This window comes from Cupriavidus alkaliphilus (genome assembly GCF_014191175.1).
In the GTDB taxonomy this organism is placed as follows: Bacteria; Pseudomonadota; Gammaproteobacteria; order Burkholderiales; family Burkholderiaceae; genus Cupriavidus; species Cupriavidus alkaliphilus.
The window spans coordinates 719,268-740,580 of the sequence record NZ_JACHWE010000001.1 but is presented as its reverse complement, the minus strand read 5'-3'; the positions used below and the strand labels follow the sequence as shown (position 1 = coordinate 740,580).

The window sequence follows — 21,313 nt, the reverse complement described above, 5'->3', positions numbered from 1 at the left end:
CGCAAAAAACGGACGGTTTCTTTCTATGGCAGGTTTTCGCCCCAAGGCTTCCCCGCGACTCTCTCCCGACGCCGAGCGTCTGGTGGCCGATGCGCTCGCCCTCGACGCATCGGGCAGCCGCATGGAGGACGGATACTGGGAGCGGCGGCTTTCGCAGCGCCTTGGCCGCCTGCTGAAGAACGGTAGCCAGACCGCGCTCGACGCGGCGCTGGAGCACCTGTTCAAGCACAATGCCGATGCCTCCGACGTGCTCGCCGAGCAGGCCGAGACGCTGGCCGAATCCGCCTCGATCGAGGTCGACGGCCAGCACTATGACGCGCTGCTGATCGCCGCCCCGATCCTCGCGCACACCCGCTACGCCATCCCGTCCGGCGCGCTCAAGCCGGAACTGGCGCAGACGCTGGCCGTGCACCTGCAGGCACACGTGCTTGCCAACGGCACCAAGGTCGCGCTGTCGCCCTACCTGTACAGCATCGACCAGCTGCCGCGCACGCACAGCGACACCTTCGCGCTGACGCACAAGCTGGCCGCGGCCGCCCTGGCCGGCGCGGTCCCCAAGGTCGACCTGCGCGACCTGCCCGAGACCGCGCCGATCCTGGCCGACCCGCGCTACCTGCTGGCCGTGGTGGTGGCACCGCGCGAGCAGGCGCTGTTCCGCTGGCAGGAAGACGCCAAGGACCATCACGCCGAGCGCTCGACCTGCCTGGAACAATGGCGCAGCCAGGTGCAGCCGTCGGTGGCGCTGCTGCTGCCGGGCTGCGAGTTCGAGCTGCTGCTGCCGGACGCGTTCTTCCTGTCCTGCCGCGAGTCCGACAAGAGCATCCGCCCGCTGACCGTGCGCGCCGCCGTCAACTACCTGTGCGGCACGCTGGACATCTCCGCGGGCCAGCTGGCCGCGGTGGTGGCCGCCTTCGGCGAGGAAGTGGTCGAGGAATACCGCGTCGGCTTCACCATGCGCGGCGAGAAGGATGTGATCTACGGCATCGTCTGGCCGGTCTACGGCCGCGAAGCCGGCGAGGTCGATGCCGACGAAAAAGGCAATCCGCTCGAGCAGATCTGCGAGGAACTGCGCAATGCCGGCGTCGAGGACATCTTCCGCCATGCCGCGCTGTTCGATCCGGAATACTGCGAAGACTGCGGCACGCCGCTGTACGCCGACCGCAATGGCGAGATCGTGCACGCCGAACTGCCGGAAGACGCGCCCACGCAGCAGCCGCTGTTCCACTGACGCGCACTGACGCGCGAGACAGCGAAACGGCCCGCGCTGCGGGCCGTTTCTCATTGGGCGTTCAGCCGGGCTGCCGCTCGCTGACGCAGCGCCACAAGCCATGGCCGGAGGCCGCGTACTTGCGCTCGAACGGCGTCATCGGCTGCGCCGGCGCCCAGGCCTCGACCCGCGCCGGCCGTCCCACCAGTTCCAGCGCTTGCGCGAACTCGTCGATATAGATGCGCCAGTTGCTGCGGCACTCGAGGTAATCGCCACACGCCGCCAGCGCCGGAAACACCGCGTGCCCTTGCCAGCGCCGCCCCAGGTGGCCGATCTTCGGCCACGGGTTCGGGTACAGCACGTAGTGGCGCGCCACCGGCACCGCATCCGCCTGCAGCAGCCGCCAGACATCGACCAGGTCGGCGCGCGCCCAGCAGAAATTGGCCGGCATCGGCGCGTCGCCCCACCAGTCCTTGCCGGCGGCCAGGCGCTTTTCGGACTGGTCGACGCCGATGACGAAATGGTCGGCGAACTGCGTGGCCAGGCGCAGCGTGCTTTCGCCGACGCCGCAGCCGGCATCGAGGATCAGCGGCGCGCCGCCGGCCTGCTGCCAGCGCTGCAGCGCCGCGCCCAGCTCGCGCCGGCTGGGCTCGCCGATGGGCTTGCGGAACGGCTCGGCCAGGTGGCGCGCGACGCGCGCGGCCAGGTGTTCATGGACATCGGACTGCGCCGAGACGATGGTGCGGGAATTGGCGAACATGGACGCCATTTTACCGGGCAGCCCCGGTGGCAAGGCTGCAACCATGCCACTTTAGCGGCACAATGCGGGACAAACCCGTCTGAGAACCCGTCCGCGACCGCGCGGACCGTACGAGGAGCCTGCCCGATGCCAACCTGCCACGCCCTGCCGCCACAACATCCGCTGCGCCGCCCCGCCCGCTCCGCGCGCCGCGCGGCGCTCCGTGCCGCCGCGGCGGTCGTCTTCGGCAGCGCCGCTTTCGCCTTGCTGCCGGCCGGCGCCGCGCATGCCGAAGACCTGCGCATCGGTCTGGCGGCCGACGTCACGTCGATGGATCCGCACTGGAACAACGCCGGCCCCAACAACGCCATCGCCCTGCATGTGTTCGAGTCGCTGGTGTTCATGGACAAGAACGCCCGCTACATCCCCGGCCTGGCGCTGTCGTGGAAGCCGGTCAACGCCATCACCTGGGAAATCAAGCTGCGTCCCAACGTGAAGTGGCACGACGGCTCGCCCTTTACCAGCGAAGACGTCAAGGCGTCGCTGGAGCGCCCGGAGAAGCTGGTCAACAGCCCGGGCTCGTTCACCAGCTACACCAAGCCGATCGCCCGCATCGACACGCCCGACCCGCTCACCGTGCGCCTGACCATGAGCGTGCCCAACTACGCCAACCTGGCCAACGACCTGAACAGCGTGCCGATCATGCCGAAGAAGATCGCCGCCACGCTGACCCAGACCGATTTCGATTCAGGCAAGGCCATGATCGGCACCGGCCCGTTCAAGTTCGTGCGCTTTGCACGCGGCCAGGAAATCGTGATGGCGCGCAATCCCGACTACTGGGGCCCCAAGCCCGAGTGGGACCGCGCGGTGTTCCGCATCATCACCGACAACGGCGCGCGCAGCGCCGCGCTGCTGGCAGGCGACGTCGACGTGATCGAGAGCGTGCCGTCGGCCGACGTCGCCAAGCTCAAGCAGAACCCGAAGTTCAAGATCGAGCAGCAGGTCTCGTGGCGCACGGTGTTTTGGCAGATGGACCAGTCGCGCGACAACCCGCCCTTTGTCACCGACAAGGCCGGCAAGCCGCTGGGCAAGAATCCCTTCAAGGATGCGCGCGTGCGTGCGGCGGTCAGCAAGGCGCTGAACCGCGACGCCATCGTCAGCCGCATCATGGAAGGCCTGGCGGTGCCGGCGTCGTCGATCGTGTCGCCGCAGATCTTCGGGCACCCCGGCACCAAACCCGAGGCCTATGACCCGGAAGGCGCGAAGAAGCTGCTGGCCGCGGCGGGCTACCCCGACGGTTTCGGCCTGACGCTGCACGCCACCAACAACCGCTACCTGAACGACGCCGCGGTGGCGCAGGCCACCGCCAGCATGCTGACCCGCATCGGCATCCAGACCAGGGTGGAAACCATGCCGGTGGCCGCCTACTTCACGCGCGCGCGCCAGGGCGAGTTTGCGTTCCAGATGCTGGGCTGGGGCTCGGCCGCCGCCGACGTGGCGCTGCGCTCGATCACCGGCACGCCCAACCCGAAGACCGGCTACGGTACCTGGAACTGGGGCAAGTACAGCAACCCGCAGCTGGACCAGCTGATCGAGAAGTCGCTGACCACGGTCAGCAGCGACAAGGCGCGCGAGGAAAATGCCCGCGCCGCGGCAAAATTCGCGCTGGCCGACCACGCCATCATTCCGTCGCACAGCCAGCTGGCGATGTGGGCGATGAAGAAAGGACTGAAGTACGAGGCGCGGACCGACGAGTGGTCGCTGGCGCAGTTCTTCCACAAGGAGTGAGGGCGTCCGCGCGCCGAGGGTTTTCTCCTCTCTCCCGCTTGCGGGAGAGAGGCGCTTAAATCCTCAGCCGCTCTTCCTGCCGCGCATTCGCCGCGCGCAGCTTCTTCACCCAGTCCCGCGCCGGCAGCCCGGTGGTGTCCTCGACCACGTCGGCGCGCGCTTCCAGCACCGCCCACGACACATCGATTTCCGGCCCGTTGAAGGCCAGCGCGATGATGTTGCCGTCATGCACTTCCGGGAACACCAGCACGCGGTTGTCGAAGGCATCGCAGATGCGCTCGATGTTCTTCGGAAAGCTGTCGTGGTCGCCGAACAGGTTGATCGTCATCACGCCGGGGGCCTTCAGCGTGCGGCGGCAGGCGCGGTAGAACGCGGTGGTGTCCAGCACCGGGCCGCGCGCGGTGGCGTCGTACAGGTCGACCTGCAGCACGTCGACGGCGCCGGCGTGGGTGCCGTCCATCACGTAGTCCCAGGCGTCCTGCTCGCGCACGGTCAGGCGCGCGTCGTCCTCGCGCAGGCCGAACATGCTGCGCCCGGCGATGATCACGGCGGGATTCAGCTCGACCGCGGTCACGCGCGCGCGGCTGAACTGGCGATGGCAGAACTTGGTCAGCGCGGCGGCGCCCAGGCCCAGCTGGACCACATGGAATTCATCGACCGACGGCGACAGGAACAGCAGCCAGGCCATCATCTGCTGCGCGTATTCCAGCTCGATCGCGTCCGGCTTGCGCAGCCTCATCGCGCCCTGCACCCACTCGGTGCCGAAGTGCAGGTAGCGCACCCCTTCCATTTCCGAGAACGTCACCGGCGCGAAGCGCGGCGTCATGCGTTTTTCTTCGCGGACAGGGGCCTCGCCCCGGGTGCGGGTGCCGCGTGCCGGACGGCGCGAGGCCACGGCTTCAATCGATTTGCGTTTCAGTAGGGTCATGTCGTCGAGAAAGGCGTTCGTTCCCCGCCGGCCGGCGATGGGAACCAACGCGGATTTACTTGCCCAGCGCCGCCTGCGCGCGCTGCAGCCAGGCGCGGTTGTGGTCGCGCGCATGGCGCGGCCAGTGGCGGGCGTCGTGGATGATTTCGGCATAGAGCTGCCGCGCGCGCTCGCGGTCGGCCGGGTCGGGCTGGGTCGCCAGCCAGTCGGCGAACAGGCAGCGCGGCGCGGCATCGCTGGCGCTGGTCAGCGCCTGCTCGAAGGCGGCGCGCGTGCCGGCCGCGCCGGTGGCGGCCAGGGCCTGCGCGTACAGCAGGGCCGGCTCCGGCTGCTGGCGCGCGTGCGGCTGGGCCGCGAACAGCTTCTCCAGCGTCGCCAGCGCGCCGGGCGCATCGCTGGTGGCGAACTGCGCCTGCGCCAGGCCCTGCAGCAGCGCGGGATCGGTCGCGAACGGGCCGTTGGCCGCCGCCTGGTAGTGCTGCAGCGCCTCGGCCGGCTCGCCGGCGGCCAGCAGCGCCGCGCCCAGGCGCATGCGATGCGCCACCGTCGGTGCCCGATCGAAGTCCGAGCGGGCCTCGCGCACGGCGCGGTTGGGATCGACCAGCTGCGTGATGGCGCGCGTCGCCGCGCGCGCCCCGCGCGACTGGCGCAGCTCGGGCAGGTAGATCGCAAAGAAATAGACCACGCTGCCGAGGCCCGGGAACAGGAACAGGATCAGCAGCCAGTACATGTTCTGGTGCGTGCGCACCGCGTGCACGGCAAAGAACAGTGCGACGATGATATGGATGCTGATGCCGAAGATACGCATAGGGAGATCACCTTTGAGACCGTGGCGGGCGCGCCAGCCGCCGGCATTGTGACAGAAAGGCGCGGCGGGGGGCCGGGGCGCAGGCGCAGCACAGGGCTGCGACGAGGCCCTCAGGATGCCAGAAGCGCCTGACCGCGGCAAAAAAGCGGCCCCGGCAGCGCCGGTGTCGCAACCGGTGCCCGCCGGGGCCTGCTGGTTGACGCGCGTTGCCGGGCTAGCGATAGACCAGCACCGGAATCTTGCTGTGCGTCAGCACCTTCAGCGTCTCGCTGCCGATCAGCATGCCCTGGATGCCGCGCCGCCCGTGCGATGCCATCACGATCAGGTCGCAGCCCTTCTCCTCGGCGGTCTTGATGATGGCTTCGTAGGGATGGTCGTTGACGGCGTAGGCGGTGTCGCAGGGCACGCCCGCCGCGCTGGCTTCCTCGGCGCGCTCGCGCAGGTACTGCGTGGCGCCCGCCGCCGCTTCCTTGACGTAGGTTTCGCGCGTGTCCTCCAGCATCTCGACCTGGTAGGTCAGCACGTGGTAGTTCGGACAGACGCGCACCGCGGTGGTACGCGCCCCCATGTCCCGCGCCAGCGCGAGCGCCTTGCGGAATGCCGATTCAGACAGGTCGGAACCATCGACCGCCAGCAGCAGATGCTTGAACATGATTGCCTCCTTGCCTGCAAATTTGCCGGCTCAGGCAACTCACTTCCGATGCATTCGCGCCATGCGTCAGAAAGTGCGAGCCCGCAAGGCGCACAAGGAGCGGCCGATACTTCCGGTCTGGAATCATGGGCCGGCCCGATTCCAGTATAGGTGCGCGATGGCCCACGACAATCCGGAACGCGTCACTTCCGGGCAGGCCGATTCCATACGCCCAATGCCGGCGGCAAGCCCCTCAGTCCAGCAGGCTGCGCCATAACGCCAGCTTCTGCTCGAAGCTGCGCGCGGCATGCGCCGGGCTGGACGATGGCAGCACCACGGTCTCGTAGCCGTGCGCGGCAAACTGCGGCGCAAAGCGGCCGGAGGTGCCGCCATTGAAGCCGATGCGCCGCAGCGACGGCGCCAGCGCGCGCAGGCGCGTGAAATCGTTGGCCTGCGGATAGCGGATATTGCTGTCCAGGCTGCCTTCGCGCTGGCACGCGCCCAGCACATCCCACACGCCGATGCGATGCGCCAGCAGCCGCACCAGCCGTTCGGCATAGGGCAGCTGCGGCAGCGGCTCGCCGGTCAGCGCGCCCAGCAGCGGCCAGAACTGGTTGCGGGGATGAGCGTAATACTGGCGCGCGGCGAGCGACGCGGCACCGGGAAAGCTGCCCAGCACCAGCACGCGGGTGTGGGTGTCGATGACGGGGGGCAGGCCCTGGTGGAGATCGGCCGTGGGGGGCGTAGAAGGCGTAGGGGTGGACATGGCAAACGGGGCGATGCAGACACCGCGAGTAGTGCCTGCCCTCTCCCGCAAGCGGGAGAGGGCAGCAAACCAGCGCCGTGCTGGCCCGAATCGCGAGCTTCAGGCCAGCAGCTTGTTCACGCGCTGCACGTAGGCCGCGGGGTCTTCCAGCATGCCGCCCTCGGCCAGCAGCGCCTGGTCGAACAGCACCTGCAGGCGGTCGCTGAAGGCCTCGCCCTCCGGCAGGTCGCGCAGCTTCCTGACCAGCGCGTGCTCCGGGTTCAGTTCCAGGATCGGCTGGGCATCGGGCGCCTTCTGGCCGGCCTGCTTGAGCAGGCGCTGCAGGTAGCCGCTCATGTCGCCTTCGTCCGAGACCAGGCACGATGCCGACTCGGTCAGGCGCAGCGTCACGCGCACGTCCTTGGCCTTGCCGGCGAGCACGGTCTTGGCGCGCTCGACCACGTCCTTCCAGTCGGCCTCGGCCTTTTCCTGCTCGGCCTTCTCGGCCTCGTCGGCCAGCTTGCCCAGGTCGAGGTCGCCGCGCGCCACCGACACCAGCTCCTTGCCATCGAACTCGCGCAGGAACGACAGCATCCACTCATCGACACGGTCGGTCAGCAGCAGCACTTCGATGCCCTTCTTGCGGAACACTTCCAGGTGCGGGCTGTTCCTGGCGGCGGACCAGGTGTCGGCCGTCACGTAGTAGATCTTGTCCTGCCCTTCCTTCATGCGGCCGACATAGGCGGCCAGCGACACGTTCTGCTCGGCGGTGTCGTTATGGGTCGAGGCGAAGCGCAGCAGCTTTGCCACGCGTTCCTGGTTGGCCTGGTCTTCGCCGGCGCCTTCCTTCAGCGCCTGGCCGAACTGCTGCCAGAAGGTGTCGTACTTGGCGCGCTCGGCTTCGTCCTCGGCGTCGGCCAGCGCTTCCAGCATCGACAGCACGCGCTTGGTGCAGCCCTCGCGGATCGCCTTGACGTCGCGGCTTTCCTGCAGCAGTTCGCGCGACACGTTCAGCGGCAGGTCGGCGGAGTCGACCACACCCTTGACCCAGCGCAGGTAGCCCGGCAGCAGCTGCTCGGCGTCGTCCATGATGAAGACGCGCTTCACGTACAGCTTGAGCCCGGCCTTGTGGTTGCGGTCCCACAGGTCGAACGGCGCGCGCGCCGGGATGTACAGCAGCTGGGTGTATTCGCTGCGGCCCTCGACCCGGTTGTGGGTCCACGCCAGCGGCGCCTCGTTGTCGTGCGCGATGTGCTGGTAGAAGGCGGTGTACTGCTCGTCGGTGATGTCGGACTTGTTGCGGGTCCACAGCGCGCTGGCCTGGTTCACGCTCTCCCACTCGTCGGTGCGCTTGTAGGTGCTGGCCTCCGCGTCCCACACTTCCTTGGGCATGCGGATCGGCAGCGAGATGTGGTCCGAGTACTTCTGGATGATGCTCTTCAGGCGCCAGGCCGACAGGAAATCGTCCTCGCCCTCGCGCAGGTGCAGCGTGATGGTGGTGCCGCGCTCGGGGCGCGCAATGGCATCGATGGTGAACTCACCGTCGCCGGTGCTTTCCCAGCGCACCGCGTCTTCGGCGCCCAGGCCGGCGCGGCGCGTTTCCACGGTGACCTTGTCGGCGACGATAAAGGCCGAGTAGAAACCCACGCCGAACTGGCCGATCAGCGCGGCGTCCTTCTGCTGGTCGCCGGACAGCTGCTGGAAGAATTCCTTCGTGCCCGAGCGCGCGATGGTGCCGAGATTGCGGATGGCCTCGTCGCGGCTCATGCCGATGCCGTTGTCGGTGATCTTCAGCGTGCGCGCCTGGGCGTCGGCCTCGATGCGGATGGCCAGGTCGGCGTCGTTTTCCAGCAAGGAGGGATTCGCGATCGCCTCGAAGCGCAGCTTGTCGGTGGCGTCCGAAGCATTCGAGACCAGCTCGCGCAGGAAAATTTCCTTGTTGCTGTACAGCGAGTGGATCATCAGGTGCAGCAGCTGCTTCACTTCCGCCTGGAAGCTCATCGTCTCGTGCGGTGCGGTCATGGTTCTCCTCTTGAAAACAGGCGAGTCTGGATGGGTTGGGTGGCCGCCGGGGCCGTGCCGGCAAAAATAGGGACGCCCGGGCCATTTTCAAGACCCGGGGCGCGCCGGTTGCCGCGGCTACAGCCGTTCGAGCTGCCGCGCCAGGAAGCGCAGCATGTCGGGGTCGCCACTGCTGGCGACGTTGAAGCGCATCCAGCCGGACGGCATCTGCGACGGCGAAAACAGGCTGCCCGGGGCGAACAGGTAGCCTTCTTCATGGCCGGCGGTGGTGATCGCGTTGGAATCGCGGCCGGTGTCGGCCCACAGGTACATGCCGGCGTGCTGGCCGGGGAACAGGCGCAGGCCCAGCCGTTCCAGCTCGCGCCGGGTGTCGTCGCGGGCACGGTCCAGCCGGGTGCGCACGCGCTCGACGTGCTTGCGGTAATGCCCTTCGGTCAGCACCTTGTACAGCACCCGCTCGTTGATCTCGGGCGTGGCCAGGCCGGCCAGCAGCTTGCTGTCGGTCAGCGCCGCGGCCGTCTCCGGGTGCGCGGCGACAAAGCCGACGCGCAGGTTGGCCGCCAGCGTCTTGGAGAAGCTGCCCAGGTAGATCACCCGGCGCAGCTGGTCCAGGCTGGCCAGCCTGGTGGCGGCATGGCCGGGCGGGCACAGGTCGCAGTAGATGTCGTCCTCGACGATCAGGAAGTCGTACTGCTCGGCCATGCGCAGCAGCTGGAAGGCCTTGGCGGCCGACAGCGAGGTGCCGGTCGGGTTGTGCAGCACCGAGTTGATCACGAACAGCCTGGGGCGGCGCGCCTGCACGATGCGCTCCAGCGCCTCCAGGTCGGGCCCTTCGCCGGTGTAGGGCACGCCGATCACCTGCGCGCCCTGCGCGGCAAAGCGGCCGAACATCACGAACCACGCCGGGTCGCCCACCAGCACCGCGTCGCCGGGTTGCAGGTAAAGCCGCGCGATCAGGTCGAGCGCCTGGGTGATGCCCGAGGTCAGCACGATCTGCTCGGCGCCGGCGCGGATCTCCAGCTCTTCCAGCCGCGTGCGCAGCTGCTGGCGCAGCGGCAGGAAGCCCTGCGGCGTGCCGCTGGCCAGGAAATGGTTGCCGGGCTGGCGGCCAAGCCCGCGCAGCGCGCTGGCGATCAGCTCGCCGTCGAGCCAGTCGTTGGGCAGGAAGCCCAGCCCCGGCGCCTTGTGCGCCTCGGCGGTATGGAACATGCTGCGCAGCAGCCAGGTCACGTCGATCTTGCGCGCTGCCGGCGCGTCGCGCGAGACCGGCGCCGCCGGCGCGGCCGGGGCCCGCTCGCGCACGTAGAAGCCCGACCCGCGGCGCGATTCCAGGTAGCCCAGCGCCACCAGCCGCTCGTAGGCCTCGACCACGGTGAAGCGCGAGATGCCCTTCTCCTGCGCCAGCTGCCGGATCGACGGCATGCGCATGCCGGCGCGGAACACGCGCTCGTCGATGCGCATGCGCGCCCATTCGGTCAGTTGCTCGACCAGCGTCATCTGCGCCGACGGGATCGGGTCGGGCAGCCGCGCCGTGGACGGCAGCACCAGTTGCAGCGCGGGCGCCGGCGCAGTGCCGGCTGCGGCTGGCGCGCCACCTCGGCTATCCTTCTGGCTGGCCACGGCGGCGCTGTTTCCGCCGCCGCCCTTGCTGGTATGGGCATCCATGTGCTGCTCCTGCAACTGTACTGAAGACGATCCGCTCAACTGTACCGGTACTGTACCGAGTACCTTGTCTACCATCAAGCCAAGATGAAGCTAGCCCTCGATCACCTCGTCGTTGCCGCCCCAGACCTCGACGCCGGCACGGACTACGTTGCCGGCGTGCTGGGCATTGCGCCCCAGGGCGGCGGCGCGCATGCGGCCATGGGCACGCACAACCGCGTGCTGGGCCTGTTCGGCGGCATCTACCTGGAAGTGATCGCGATCGATCCGGTCGCCGCCGCGCCGGCACGGCCGCGCTGGTTCGGCCTGGACAGCGATGCAGTACAGCAGCGCCTGCGCGACGGCCCGTTCCTGCTGCACTGGGCCGCGCGCGTGGAACGGCCCGCCGACCTGAGCCGCTGGCAGGCGCAGTATCCCGAACGCATCGCCCCCGTCATTCCCATGAGCCGCGGCAGCCTGCACTGGCGCATCACCGTACCGGCCGACGGCAGCCTGCCGGCCTGGCCCGGCGAAGCCGGCAGCGCCGGCGACGGCGCGCTGCCCAGCCTGATCCAGTGGGACGTGGCCCCCGCCCCCGGCGCCAGCCTGCCGCGGCAGGACCTGGCGCTGCGCCGGCTGTGCGCGCGCCATCCGCGCGCCGAGCTGCTGCGCCAGGGGCTGGCCTGGCTGGGTGCCGACCACCTGCTCGCGGTGGAGCAGGACGACGGCCCGCCCGGCCTGATGGCCGAGATCGAAACGGCGCAGGGCATCCGCACCCTGCGCTAGCCATCCCCATAACAAGTCCAAGGAGCCCCCCGATGTCCGCCACCCGCAAGCGTTTCGACGAAGAACCGTATCTCGACCACTGCACCGCCACCGTAGTGGCCGCCAGCGCCGAAGGGATCGAACTCGACGAGACCGTGTGTTATGCGCGCAGCGGCGGGCAGGCGGGCGACACCGCCACGCTGGCGCTGGCCGACGGGCGCACCGTGGCCATCGTCGACACGGTCTACGCCGACGACCGCCGCCGCATCCTGCACGTGCCGGCGGCCGGGGCGCCGCTGCCGCGCGTCGGCGAGCGCGTCACCGTGGCGATCGACTGGGAGCGCCGCCACCGGCTGATGCGCCTGCACACCTGCCTGCACCTGCTGGGCTCGCTGATCCCGGTGCCGGTGACCGGCTGCGGCATCTCGCCGGATGCCGCGCGCATCGACTTCGACCTGCCCGAATCCACGCTCGACAAGGCCGACCTGACCGAGCGCCTGAACGCGCTGATCCGCGCCAACACCGCGGTGCGCACCACCCTGATCACGCCGCAGGAACTGGCCGCGCAACCCGACCTGGTGCGCACCATTGGCGCCGCGCCGCCGGCGGGCACGGCCAGCATCCGCATCATCGAGATCCCCGGCGTCGACCGCCAGCCGTGCGGCGGCACGCACGTGGCCAACACCGGCGAGATCGGCGCGGTGGTGGTGACCAGGATCGAAAAGAAAAGCCGCACCAACCGGCGCGTGGCGGTGGCGTTCGCATGACCGCTTCCGCACTGCTCACCGGCCTGAGCGCGGCACAGTTCGCGGCGCTGCTGACGCTGCTGACGGTCGGCCTGTTCACCCCGGGACCCAACACCACCATCGCCGCGGTGACCGGGGCCAACTTCGGCCTGCGCGCGACGCTGCCGCACTGCGTCGGCGTCGCCTTCGGCTTTGCCAGCATCCTGGCGCTGTGCGCGCTGGGCGTGGGCGCGCTGGTGCTGGGCCAGCCCGCGCTGGCCGCCGCGGTGCACGCGGCCGGCGTCGCCTACCTGCTGTGGCTGGCGTGGAAGATCGCGCGCAGCACGGCGCTGGCCGAAAAGCAGGTGCTGCGCCCGCTCAGCGTGTGGCAGTCGGCGGCGCTGCAGTACGCCAATATCAAGGCGTGGATGCTGGCGCTGGCGGTGGCGGCGTCATACATGGCGGACGCGTCGTCGCCGGTGCAGCGCGTGCTGCTGGTGTGCGGCGTGTTCGGCGTGCTGGGCTTCGTCAGCAACGGCGTCTATGGCGCGGTGGGCGCGTCGCTGCGGCAGTGGCTGCAGCACGGCCAGCGCGTGCGCTGGTTCAATCGCGCCATGGGCGCGGCGCTGGCGCTGACGGCGCTGTGGATTGCGCTCGGGGCCCGTCCCGGCGTGCCCGCGGCTGCCTGACCACGCCATCGACACCCCTGACAACACAGAGGCCAACCATGCCCGCCAGCCGCCCCGCTCCGCAAACCCCCTTGTCATCGACGACACCTCCGGCTGCTGCCGTGCCGACCTCCGGCGGCATGCTGCTGGGCCTGACCGGCGTGGCGATCTTCAGCCAGACGCTGCCGTTTACGCGCATGGCGGTGGCCGAACTGGATCCGATCTTCGTCGCGCTGGCGCGGGCCGTGCTGGCCGCGCTGCTGGCGCTGGCGCTGCTGGCCTGGCGCGGCGCGCTGCGCGCGGGCCGGCGCCCGCGCGGCGGGCAATGGGCGCGGCTGGCCGTGACCGCGCTGGGCGTGGTGGCCGGCTTTCCGCTGTTTTCTTCGCTGGCCATGCGCGAGGTGCCGGCCAGCCACGGCGCCATCGTGATCGGCCTGCTGCCGCTGGCGACCGCGGTGTTCGCCGCGTGGTTCGGACGCGAGCGGCCGTCGCCGGCGTTCTGGCTGTCGGCGGTGGCCGGCAGCGCGCTGGTGGTCGGCTTTGCCGTATGGCAGGGCGCCGGCGGCCTGCAGCATGCCGACTGGTTCCTGTTCGGCGCGGTGCTGCTGGGCGCGCTCGGCTATGCCGAGGGCGGCAAGCTGTCGCGCGAGCTGGGCGGGCTGGAAACCATCAGCTGGGCGCTGGTGGTATCGCTGCCGGTGCTGGTGCCGGTGGTGGCCTGGCTGACGCTGCGCGACCTGCCGGCGATTGCCGCGGCGTCGCCGCGGGCCTGGGGCGGCATGGCCTATGTTTCGGTGTTCTCGATGTTCGTGGGCTTTCTTTTCTGGTACGCCGGCCTGGCAAAAGGCGGCGTGGCCCGCGTCGGCCAGATACAATTGCTGCAGCCGTTCCTGACGCTGGCGGGCGGCGCGCTGATCCTGTCCGAGCCGCTCGACGCTGCCACCATCGCCTTCGCGGTGGCTGTGATTGCCGTCGTAGCCCTGGGCCGCCGCGCCGCCGTGCAGCAATCCGCACCTGCCCCGGAACCCTCACCGATCCTTCCCGGACGCATTCACTGACTGGAGCCTACATGTCCCAAACCTCGGTCTACGATACCCTTGCCCGCCTCGGCATCGAACTGCCGGCCGTCAGCACCCCCGCCGCCGCCTATGTGATGGCCGCGCAGACCGGCAATACCGTGTTCCTGTCCGGCCATATCGCGCGCAAGGACGGCAAGGTATGGACCGGCAAGCTGGGCCAGGACATCGACACCGACACCGGCAAGGCCGCCGCCCGCGCCGTCGCCATCGACCTGCTGGCGACGCTGCATGCGCACGTCGGCGACCTGAACCGCGTTACCCGCATCGTCAAGGTGATGAGCCTGGTCAATTCGACCACCGACTTCACCGAGCAGCACCTGGTCACCAACGGCGCCTCCGAGCTGCTGGCCGAAGTCTTCGGCGACAAGGGCAAGCACGCGCGCAGCGCGTTCGGCGTGGCGCAGGTGCCGCTGGGTTCCTGCGTCGAGATCGAGCTGATCGCCGAAGTGCAGGGCTGAAGACTGCATGCGGATCGACAACCTGCCCTTCGGCACCACCGACTGGGCGGCGATCGCGCCGACGCGCCATCCCGGCGAGCACGGCGAGGCCATCTGGCGCACGCGCCAGTTCGGCGACATCCGCGTGCGCATGGTCGAATATTCGCCCGGCTACCTGGCCGACCACTGGTGCAGCAAGGGCCATATCCTGTTCGTGCTGGAGGGCGAGCTGCATACCGAGCTGGAAGACGGCCGGCAGTTCGTGCTCGGCGCGGGCACCAGCTACCAGGTCGCCGACCAGGCGGAAGCGCACCGTTCGTCTTCGCCCAAGGGTGCCAGACTGTTTATCGTTGACTGAGCGGCCGGCCGTTGCCATGGCCGCTCTCCCCAGTATTACCGCAGACCACTAGAGACACATCATGAAATGGGCCATTTCCCGCCGGGCGCAGCAACTCACCAGCTCGGCCATCCGCGAAATCCTGAAGGTGACCGAGCGTCCGGAAGTCATTTCGTTCGCCGGCGGCCTGCCGTCGCCGGCCTCGTTCCCGGTAGCGGCGATGGAAGCCGCGACGGCCCGCGTCTTCGCCGACAACCCGCAGGCGGCCCTGCAATACGCCGCGACCGAAGGCTACCTGCCGCTGCGCGAGTTCGTCGCCAAGCGCCATGACGTGGCGGTCGAGCGCGTGCTGATCACCACCGGCTCGCAGCAGGCGCTGGACCTGATCGCCAAGGTGATGATCGACCCGGGCAGCAAGGTGATGGTGGAAACCCCCAGCTACCTCGGCGCGCTGCAGGCGTTCTCGCTGTTCGAGCCGGAATTCGTCTCGATCCCCAGCGACGACAAGGGCCTGCTGCCCGAGGCGCTGACGCCCGAGCTGACCGCCGGCGCGCGCTTCCTGTACGCCCTGCCCAACTTCCAGAACCCGACCGGGCGCCGCCTGCCGCTCGAGCGCCGCCAGGCGCTGGTGGCGCGCGCGCAGCAACTGGGCGTGCTGCTGGTCGAGGACGACCCGTACGGCGCGCTCAGCTACACCGGCGACCAGCTGCCGAGCCTGCTGTCGATGAACCCCGACGGCGTGATCTACATGGGCTCGTTCTCGAAGATCCTGGCCCCCGGCATGCGCCTGGGCTATGTGATCGCCCCACCCGAGCTGCATTTCAAGCTGTGCCAGGCCAAGCAGGCCTCGGACCTGCACACGCCCACCTTCACCCAGCGCGTGGCCTACGAGACCGTGCGCGACGGCCTGCTCGACACCCACATCCCGACCATCCGCGAGCTCTACGGCAAGCAGTGCCAGACCATGCTGGATGCGCTGAAGCGCCACATGCCCGAGGGCGTCAGCTGGAATGCGCCCGAAGGCGGCATGTTCATCTGGATGGAGCTGCCCGAGGGCCTGGACAGCATGGTGATCCTGGAAGAAGCGGTGAAGCGCAACGTCGCCTACGTGCCGGGCGCGCCGTTCTACGCCAACAACCCGAAGCGCAACGCGCTGCGCCTGGCCTTTGTCACGGTGCCGGCGGAGCGCATCGAGCAAGGCGTGGCGATCCTCGGCGAGCTGTTCCGCGAAGCCATTGCCGCGGCGCGGCAGCCGCGCGCGGCCTGACGCCACGGCAAGGGGCGCACTTCACTTGGGAGACGACATGTTGCGTATCTGGGGCCGGCTTTCCTCCATCAACGTGCAGAAGGTAGTCTGGTGCGCGCGCGAGCTGCACCTGGACCACGAGCGCGTCGATATCGGCGTGACCAAGGGCGACCTCGACACCGAGGCCTACGTGCGCCTGAACCCTAACCGCCAGATCCCCGTGATCGAGGATTTCCGCGGCACGGATGTCGGCGGCGAGCCCTTCGTGCTGTGGGAATCCAACGCGATCGTGCGCTACCTGTGCGCGCGCTACGGCGAGGGCACGCTGTGGCCCGAGGACGTGAAGGCGCGCGCCTCGGCCGACCGCTGGATGGACTGGCAGACCACCGCCTTCAGCCCGGCGATGGTGACGGCGTTCCTGAACCTGGTGCGCAAGCCCGAAGCCGAGCGCGATGCGGCCGCCATCGAGGCCTCGTGCGAGCGCACCGAGCCGCTCGCCGCGCTGCTGGACCAGGCGCTGGTCGGGCGCGAATTCATCGGCGGCGACCGCTTCACCATGGCCGACATCTCGCTGGCCTGCGCCGCGCACCGCTGGATGGGGCTGCCGCGCCGGCACCAGCCGCGCCCCGAGCTCCAGCGCTGGCTCAACGCCCTGCGCGCCCGCCCCGCCGCGGGCGGCATCCTGGAACTGCCGCTGCGCTGAGCCGCGGCAGTTTTTTCACCCGCCCTGCTACTTCGGCGCGCGCGAGCCCGACGCCGCCGTGAAGATCCCCAGCCCGATAAAGGCCGCGCCGGTCAGGTAGCGGCCCATTGCGCGCGCCCGGCCGGCGCGGCGCAGCGCCGGCATGACCGCGGCGGCGGCCATCACGTAGCAGGCGTCGGTGGTCGCGGCGATCAGCACGAAGGCAACGCCCAGCGCCAGGCTCTGCGCCAGTGCCGAACCCTCCGGGTTCATGAACTGCGGCAGGAAGGCCGCGAAGAAGATCGCGGTCTTGGGGTTGAGCAGCGCCACCACGAAGCCATCGCGCACCACCTGGCGCAGGCTGCGCGGCGACTCTTCCGGGGCGCCGCCGGCGGCGCTGGTGCCCGCGCCACGCAGCGCGCGCAGGCCCAGCCAGATCAGGTAGGCCGCGCCGGCGTACTTGACCACCGTGAACGCCAGCGCCGAGACCGAGAACAGCACCGCCAGCCCCAGCGAGGCGCCGATAGCATTGCCCAGGTTGCCCAGCGCCACCGCGCCGATCGAGGCCAGCCCGGCCTGCCGGCCCTGCGCCAGCGTGCGCGTGACGATATAGACCACGGCCGGGCCCGGCGTGATCGCCAGCGCCAGGCTGGCCACCACGAAGGCTGTCAGCAACGGCCACGGCGGAAGGAATTCAGTCATGGGGAAACCTCGCCTGAAGAGTGATGGCGCCCGCGGCGTGCCGGCGCGCTGCCCGCCAGTATGGCGCCATGGCCGCGCCCGCGCCAGCCGGCCGGAAACGTCGCCAGGGCGGGTCATGCGGCGCGCGGCTGGCTTGCATACTTTTGCAACGGGCGCCGTTTAGAGTACTCTGGCCGGGTGTGCCGCAAGGGCCCCATGTGCACCGCCATGCTCTCCGGACAAACCCTGATCCCTGAATGTGGCTCATCGCGTTCATGACGCGATGTACGGCGGGCGCCGGCAAGGCCGTTTTTAAAATCCTTGTTCTTTGCCGGCGCGGCGGATAACGCACGCCGGTGCAAAGCGCATGCGGGAGTTCCAGGGCACGCAGATCGCCCGGGCGCCCGAGCCAAACCAGAGGAGGATTTCGATCGTGTGGAGTCAAGTCTATGACCCGCTAGGCAATATGGCGCTGTCGACCATTGCCGCGGGCATTCCCGTCGCCGTGCTGCTGGCAGCGCTGGCTTTCTTTCATATGCAGGCGCACCTGGCGGCGGGCCTGGCGCTGGTGATCGGCATCGTGGTTGCCTCGACCGTGTTCGGCATGCCGGCGGCAATGGCGGGCAAGGCGGCGGGGCTGGGCATTGTGTCAGGACTGTTCCCGATCGGCTGGATCGTGCTGAACATCATCTTCCTGCACCGGCTCACCACGCTGAACGGATCGTTCAAGGTCTTGCAGAACTCGATCTCCGGCATCACCGAAGACCGCCGCCTGCAGCTGCTGCTGGTGGCGTTCAGCTTCGGCGCGTTCTTCGAGGGCGCGGCCGGCTTCGGCACGCCGGTGGCCGTGACCGGCGCCATCCTGATCGGGCTGGGCTTCTCGCCACTGGCGGCCTCGGGCCTGGCGCTGATCGCCAACACCGCGCCGGTGGCGTACGGCGCGCTGGGCGCGCCGATCATCGGGCTGGCGTCCGTGACCGGGCTGGACCTGCTCGACCTGTCGGCCATGATCGGCCGGCAGCTGCCGTTCTTCTCGGTGCTCGTGCCGTTCTGGCTGATCTGGGCCTTTGCCGGCTTCCGCGGCATGCTCGCGATCTGGCCGGCGATCCTGGTGGCGGGCGTGAGCTTCGCCATCCCGCAATACCTGGTGTCGAACTTCCACGGCCCGTGGCTGGTGGACGTGATCGCCGCGCTGGTGTCGATGGGCGCGCTGACGCTGTTCCTGAAGATCTGGCATCCGAAGGAAATCTGGACTTCGACCAAGATCCTGGGCCGCCACGACGACTCCAAGGTCGACCACCCCGAAGCGCTGGCAGCCGACGCCCGCGCCAGCGCCGCCTCGGCCGGGATCTCGGTGGCCAAGGCCTGGATGCCGTGGGTGATCCTGACGGTGTTTGTGTTCGTCTGGGGCATCCCCGAATTCAAAAAGCTGATGGATAGCCTGTGGGCCTGGAAATTCCCGGTGCCGGGCCTGGACAAGGCCATCGTCAAGGTGCCGCCGGTGGTGCCGAAGGAAGTCATCGAAGGCGCGGTGTTCAACTTCAACGTGCTGTCGATGGCCGGCACCGGCATCTTCGTCTCGGCCATCGCCGGCGGCCTGCTGATGGGCTACTCGGTGCCGCGGTTGTTCAGGGAGTACTGGGAAACCATCAAGCTGGTGCGCTACTCGCTGCTGACCATCTGCGCGATGTTCGGCGTCGGCTACCTGACCCGCTACTCGGGCCTCGATGCCACGCTGGGCCTGGCCTTTGCCCACACCGGTGTGTTCTACCCGCTGTTCGGCACCATGCTGGGCTGGCTGGGCGTGGCGCTGACCGGCTCGGACACGGCCTCGAACGTGCTGTTCGGCGGCCTGCAGAAGACCACCGCCGAGCAGCTGGGCCTGTCGCCGGTGCTGATGGCGTCGGCCAACAGCTCGGGCGGCGTGATGGGCAAGATGATCGACGCGCAGTCGATCGTGGTGGCGTCGACCGCGACCAAGTGGTACGGCCACGAGGGCGACATCCTGCGCTACGTGTTCTTCCATTCGATCGTGCTGGCGATCCTGGTGGGCCTGTTCGTGACGCTGCAGGCCTACGTGCCGCCGTTCACGCATATGGTGATCCACCACCCCTGACGCAGCTGACGCCGCTGCCCGCGGCAGCGGTATCCCCATGGCGTTCCGGAAAAGGCCCCGCCCCAGGCGGGGCTTTTCCGTTGGGCAAGGCGCGTATCATGTTGCGTCTGATCCGCCGCAAGCGCCCGGCATCCCACCAGGACGAGCGGGCGTGCCGTGGCACACAACGGGAACCCCGCCATGTTGCGTCGCCTGGAAAGACTGATCGACCCCTTCCGCCATATGCCCGACCGCGAGCCGCCGGGCCAGGTGCTGCGCTTCTACACGTGGTACCTGCGCGAGGTCTGGGGCGTGTTCGTGCTGCTGTTGCTGGTGGGCCTGGTCGGCGCGCTGATCGAGGTGGCGCTGTTCAGCTTCCTCGGCCGGCTGGTCGACATGGCGCAGACCACGCCCGGCGCCGAGTTCTTCAGCCGGCACCGCAACGAACTGGTGTGGATGGCGGTGGTGGCGGTGCTGCTGCGCCCCATCTTCTTCGGCCTGCACGACGTGCTGGTGCACCAGGTGATCAGCCCCAGCCTGTCCAACCTGATCCGCTGGCAGAACCACCGCTACGTGCTCAAGCAGAGCCTGTCGTTCTTCCAGAACGACTTTGCCGGGCGCATCGCCCAGCGCATCATGCAGACCGGCTTTTCGCTGCGCGACTCCGCGGTGCAGGCGGTGGACGCGCTGTGGCACGTGGCGATCTACGCGGTCAGTTCGCTGGTGCTGTTCGCGCAGGCCGACTGGCGCCTGATGATCCCGCTGCTGCTGTGGATCGTCTGCTACGTGGCCGCGCTGCTGTACTTCGTGCCGCGCGTAAAGCAGCGCTCGGTGGTTGCCACCGAATCGCGCTCGCGGCTGATGGGGCGCATCGTCGACGGCTATACCAATATCACCACGCTCAAGCTGTTCGCCCATACCCGGCAGGAAGAGGACTACGCGCGCGACGCCATGGCCGAGCAGACCGAGAAGACGCGGCAGGCCGGGCGCATGGTCAGCGGCATGGACGTCACCATCACCGCGATGAACGGCGCGCTGATCGCCGGCACCACCGGGCTGGCGGTATGGCTGTGGAGCACCGGCCATGTCACCACCGGCGCGATCGCGCTCACCACCGGGCTGGTGATCCGCATCAACAATATGTCGGGCTGGATCATGTGGGTGGTCAACGGCATCTTCGAGAACGTCGGGCAGGTGCAGGACGGCATGAAGACCATCGCGGTGCCGCGCCAGGTCACCGACCGCGCCAACGCGCAGCCGCTGCGCGTCACGCGCGGCGAAGTCCGCTTCGAGCAGGTGGGGTTCCACTACGGCAAGGGCTCGGGCGTGATCGAGGGCGTCAACCTGACGGTGCGGCCGGGCGAGAAGATCGGCCTGGTCGGCCCTTCGGGCGCGGGCAAGTCGACGCTGGTCAACCTGCTGCTGCGACTCTATGACGTGGAGAGCGGCCGCATCCTGATCGATGGCCAGGACATCGCCACGGTCACGCAGGAAAGCCTGCGCGCGCAGATCGGCATGGTCACGCAGGACACCTCGCTGCTGCACCGCTCGATCCGCGAGAACCTGCTGTACGGCAAACCCTCCAGCACCGAGGCCGAGCTGGCCGAAGCGCTGCACCGCGCCCGCGCCGACGAGTTCATTCCCAACCTGGTCGATGCCCACGGCAATACCGGGCTGGAGGCCCAGGTGGGCGAGCGCGGCGTGAAGCTGTCAGGCGGACAGCGACAGCGCATCGCAATCGCGCGGGTGCTGCTGAAGAACGCGCCGATCCTGATCCTGGACGAAGCGACCTCGGCGCTGGATTCGGAAGTGGAAGCGGCGATCCAGGACAGCCTGGAAACGCTGATGCAAGGCAAGACAGTGATTGCCATCGCGCACCGGCTGTCGACGATCGCGCGCATGGACCGGCTGGTGGTGCTGGACAACGGGCATATCGTGGAGAGCGGAACGCACGCGGAGTTGCTCGCGCATGGGGGGCTGTATGCGCGATTGTGGGCGCATCAGACGGGGGGATTTGTGGGGGTGGATTGATCCCGCTGTTTGTTCCCCTCTCCCGCTTGCGGGAGAGGGGAGCAAACACTGGCTCCGG

At 69.0% G+C, this 21,313-nt stretch carries 20 protein-coding genes; 12 read left to right on the top strand and 8 right to left on the bottom strand.

Annotated elements, in window-relative coordinates:
- Positions 1 to 25 precede the first annotated feature (25 nt).
- Positions 26 to 1,228: a DUF2863 family protein gene (locus FHX60_RS03530; protein WP_062800995.1), complete on the top strand. Its 1,203-nt coding sequence runs from the start codon at positions 26 to 28 to the stop codon at positions 1,226 to 1,228.
- A gap of 61 nt (positions 1,229 to 1,289) precedes the next feature.
- Here the strand turns inward: FHX60_RS03530 and trmB are convergent, their stop codons facing one another.
- Positions 1,290 to 1,976, bottom strand: a complete 687-nt coding sequence (gene trmB, locus FHX60_RS03525) for a tRNA (guanine(46)-N(7))-methyltransferase TrmB (protein WP_183282562.1) — start codon at positions 1,974 to 1,976, stop codon at positions 1,290 to 1,292.
- A gap of 117 nt (positions 1,977 to 2,093) precedes the next feature.
- Here trmB and FHX60_RS03520 point away from each other — a divergent pair, with 117 nt between their 5' ends.
- A complete protein-coding gene (locus FHX60_RS03520) occupies positions 2,094 to 3,734 on the top strand; it encodes an ABC transporter substrate-binding protein (protein WP_183282561.1) in 1,641 nt (546 codons plus the stop codon).
- A 55-nt stretch (positions 3,735 to 3,789) separates the two neighbouring features.
- On the opposite strand, the gene FHX60_RS03515 is transcribed toward FHX60_RS03520, so the two are convergent.
- From FHX60_RS03515 to FHX60_RS03490, 6 genes are all read right to left on the bottom strand, one after another.
- A complete protein-coding gene (locus FHX60_RS03515; protein ID WP_092307307.1) occupies positions 3,790 to 4,662 on the bottom strand; it encodes a class I SAM-dependent methyltransferase in 873 nt (290 codons plus the stop codon).
- 55 nt (positions 4,663 to 4,717) lie between these two features.
- Positions 4,718 to 5,470, bottom strand: coding sequence for a hypothetical protein (locus FHX60_RS03510; RefSeq protein WP_112774594.1), 753 nt, complete (start codon positions 5,468 to 5,470; stop codon positions 4,718 to 4,720).
- 214 nt (positions 5,471 to 5,684) lie between these two features.
- The gene (locus FHX60_RS03505) at positions 5,685 to 6,122 is read right to left on the bottom strand and encodes a universal stress protein (protein WP_092307303.1); all 438 of its coding nucleotides are present in this window, start codon (positions 6,120 to 6,122) and stop codon (positions 5,685 to 5,687) included.
- 232 nt (positions 6,123 to 6,354) lie between these two features.
- Complete coding sequence (locus FHX60_RS03500) at positions 6,355 to 6,867, bottom strand: DNA-deoxyinosine glycosylase (RefSeq protein WP_183282560.1); 513 nt, start codon at positions 6,865 to 6,867, stop codon at positions 6,355 to 6,357.
- A gap of 99 nt (positions 6,868 to 6,966) precedes the next feature.
- The gene (gene htpG, locus FHX60_RS03495; RefSeq protein ID WP_092307299.1) at positions 6,967 to 8,868 is read right to left on the bottom strand and encodes a molecular chaperone HtpG; all 1,902 of its coding nucleotides are present in this window, start codon (positions 8,866 to 8,868) and stop codon (positions 6,967 to 6,969) included.
- Positions 8,869 to 8,985: 117 nt separating this feature from the next.
- On the bottom strand, positions 8,986 to 10,533 hold the full coding sequence (locus tag FHX60_RS03490; protein WP_183282559.1) for an aminotransferase-like domain-containing protein: 1,548 nt from the start codon (positions 10,531 to 10,533) through the stop codon (positions 8,986 to 8,988).
- 84 nt (positions 10,534 to 10,617) lie between these two features.
- Here FHX60_RS03490 and FHX60_RS03485 point away from each other — a divergent pair, with 84 nt between their 5' ends.
- From FHX60_RS03485 to FHX60_RS03450, 8 genes are all read left to right on the top strand, one after another.
- Positions 10,618 to 11,295 (top strand): VOC family protein, encoded by a 678-nt coding sequence (locus FHX60_RS03485; protein ID WP_183282558.1) that lies wholly within the window; start codon positions 10,618 to 10,620, stop codon positions 11,293 to 11,295.
- Between the two features lie 32 nt (positions 11,296 to 11,327).
- Positions 11,328 to 12,041, top strand: coding sequence for an alanyl-tRNA editing protein (locus FHX60_RS03480; protein WP_183282557.1), 714 nt, complete (start codon positions 11,328 to 11,330; stop codon positions 12,039 to 12,041).
- Entirely contained in the window at positions 12,038 to 12,688 is a 651-nt protein-coding gene (locus tag FHX60_RS03475; protein ID WP_112774589.1) for a LysE family translocator, read from the top strand. The genes FHX60_RS03480 and FHX60_RS03475 overlap by 4 nt, the downstream gene beginning before the upstream one ends.
- 38 nt (positions 12,689 to 12,726) lie before the next feature.
- Entirely contained in the window at positions 12,727 to 13,725 is a 999-nt protein-coding gene (locus tag FHX60_RS03470; RefSeq protein WP_183282556.1) for a DMT family transporter, read from the top strand.
- Positions 13,726 to 13,736: 11 nt separating this feature from the next.
- Positions 13,737 to 14,204: a RidA family protein gene (locus FHX60_RS03465; RefSeq protein ID WP_112774588.1), complete on the top strand. Its 468-nt coding sequence runs from the start codon at positions 13,737 to 13,739 to the stop codon at positions 14,202 to 14,204.
- A 7-nt stretch (positions 14,205 to 14,211) separates the two neighbouring features.
- Positions 14,212 to 14,541 (top strand): DHCW motif cupin fold protein, encoded by a 330-nt coding sequence (locus FHX60_RS03460; protein WP_183282555.1) that lies wholly within the window; start codon positions 14,212 to 14,214, stop codon positions 14,539 to 14,541.
- A 61-nt stretch (positions 14,542 to 14,602) separates the two neighbouring features.
- Complete coding sequence (locus FHX60_RS03455) at positions 14,603 to 15,787, top strand: aminotransferase-like domain-containing protein (RefSeq protein WP_092307286.1); 1,185 nt, start codon at positions 14,603 to 14,605, stop codon at positions 15,785 to 15,787.
- 37 nt (positions 15,788 to 15,824) lie between these two features.
- Positions 15,825 to 16,469 (top strand): glutathione S-transferase family protein, encoded by a 645-nt coding sequence (locus FHX60_RS03450; protein ID WP_183282554.1) that lies wholly within the window; start codon positions 15,825 to 15,827, stop codon positions 16,467 to 16,469.
- Between the two features lie 27 nt (positions 16,470 to 16,496).
- On the opposite strand, the gene FHX60_RS03445 is transcribed toward FHX60_RS03450, so the two are convergent.
- On the bottom strand, positions 16,497 to 17,150 hold the full coding sequence (locus FHX60_RS03445) for a LysE family translocator (protein ID WP_112774585.1): 654 nt from the start codon (positions 17,148 to 17,150) through the stop codon (positions 16,497 to 16,499).
- A 412-nt stretch (positions 17,151 to 17,562) separates the two neighbouring features.
- Between FHX60_RS03445 and FHX60_RS03440 the strand changes: the two genes are divergently transcribed.
- Together FHX60_RS03440 and FHX60_RS03435 are read left to right on the top strand one after the other, a co-directional pair.
- Positions 17,563 to 19,245 carry an L-lactate permease gene (locus tag FHX60_RS03440; protein ID WP_092307371.1) on the top strand — a complete coding sequence of 561 codons (1,683 nt, stop codon included), beginning with the start codon at positions 17,563 to 17,565 and terminating at the stop codon, positions 19,243 to 19,245.
- 180 nt (positions 19,246 to 19,425) lie between these two features.
- The gene (locus FHX60_RS03435) at positions 19,426 to 21,255 is read left to right on the top strand and encodes an ABC transporter ATP-binding protein (protein ID WP_092307280.1); all 1,830 of its coding nucleotides are present in this window, start codon (positions 19,426 to 19,428) and stop codon (positions 21,253 to 21,255) included.
- The last annotated feature ends 58 nt before the right edge of the window (positions 21,256 to 21,313 follow it).

Excerpts from the sequence above, each read along its gene's own strand:
- FHX60_RS03475 (WP_112774589.1), top strand. The coding sequence starts at position 12,038 with ATGACCGCTTCCGCACTGCTCACCGGCCTGAGCGCGGCACAGTTCGCG.
- FHX60_RS03480 (WP_183282557.1), top strand. The coding sequence starts at position 11,328 with ATGTCCGCCACCCGCAAGCGTTTCGACGAAGAACCGTATCTCGACCAC.
- FHX60_RS03465 (WP_112774588.1), top strand. The coding sequence starts at position 13,737 with ATGTCCCAAACCTCGGTCTACGATACCCTTGCCCGCCTCGGCATCGAA.
- FHX60_RS03470 (WP_183282556.1), top strand. The coding sequence starts at position 12,727 with ATGCCCGCCAGCCGCCCCGCTCCGCAAACCCCCTTGTCATCGACGACA.
- FHX60_RS03520 (WP_183282561.1), top strand. The coding sequence starts at position 2,094 with ATGCCAACCTGCCACGCCCTGCCGCCACAACATCCGCTGCGCCGCCCC.
- FHX60_RS03445 (WP_112774585.1), bottom strand. The coding sequence starts at position 17,150 with ATGACTGAATTCCTTCCGCCGTGGCCGTTGCTGACAGCCTTCGTGGTG.
- FHX60_RS03530 (WP_062800995.1), top strand. The coding sequence starts at position 26 with ATGGCAGGTTTTCGCCCCAAGGCTTCCCCGCGACTCTCTCCCGACGCC.
- FHX60_RS03500 (WP_183282560.1), bottom strand. The coding sequence starts at position 6,867 with ATGTCCACCCCTACGCCTTCTACGCCCCCCACGGCCGATCTCCACCAG.
- FHX60_RS03515 (WP_092307307.1), bottom strand. The coding sequence starts at position 4,662 with ATGACCCTACTGAAACGCAAATCGATTGAAGCCGTGGCCTCGCGCCGT.
- FHX60_RS03510 (WP_112774594.1), bottom strand. The coding sequence starts at position 5,470 with ATGCGTATCTTCGGCATCAGCATCCATATCATCGTCGCACTGTTCTTT.
- FHX60_RS03485 (WP_183282558.1), top strand. The coding sequence starts at position 10,618 with ATGAAGCTAGCCCTCGATCACCTCGTCGTTGCCGCCCCAGACCTCGAC.
- FHX60_RS03460 (WP_183282555.1), top strand. The coding sequence starts at position 14,212 with ATGCGGATCGACAACCTGCCCTTCGGCACCACCGACTGGGCGGCGATC.
- htpG (WP_092307299.1), bottom strand. The coding sequence starts at position 8,868 with ATGACCGCACCGCACGAGACGATGAGCTTCCAGGCGGAAGTGAAGCAG.
- trmB (WP_183282562.1), bottom strand. The coding sequence starts at position 1,976 with ATGGCGTCCATGTTCGCCAATTCCCGCACCATCGTCTCGGCGCAGTCC.
- FHX60_RS03455 (WP_092307286.1), top strand. The coding sequence starts at position 14,603 with ATGAAATGGGCCATTTCCCGCCGGGCGCAGCAACTCACCAGCTCGGCC.
- FHX60_RS03450 (WP_183282554.1), top strand. The coding sequence starts at position 15,825 with ATGTTGCGTATCTGGGGCCGGCTTTCCTCCATCAACGTGCAGAAGGTA.
- FHX60_RS03490 (WP_183282559.1), bottom strand. The coding sequence starts at position 10,533 with ATGGATGCCCATACCAGCAAGGGCGGCGGCGGAAACAGCGCCGCCGTG.
- FHX60_RS03505 (WP_092307303.1), bottom strand. The coding sequence starts at position 6,122 with ATGTTCAAGCATCTGCTGCTGGCGGTCGATGGTTCCGACCTGTCTGAA.
- FHX60_RS03435 (WP_092307280.1), top strand. The coding sequence starts at position 19,426 with ATGTTGCGTCGCCTGGAAAGACTGATCGACCCCTTCCGCCATATGCCC.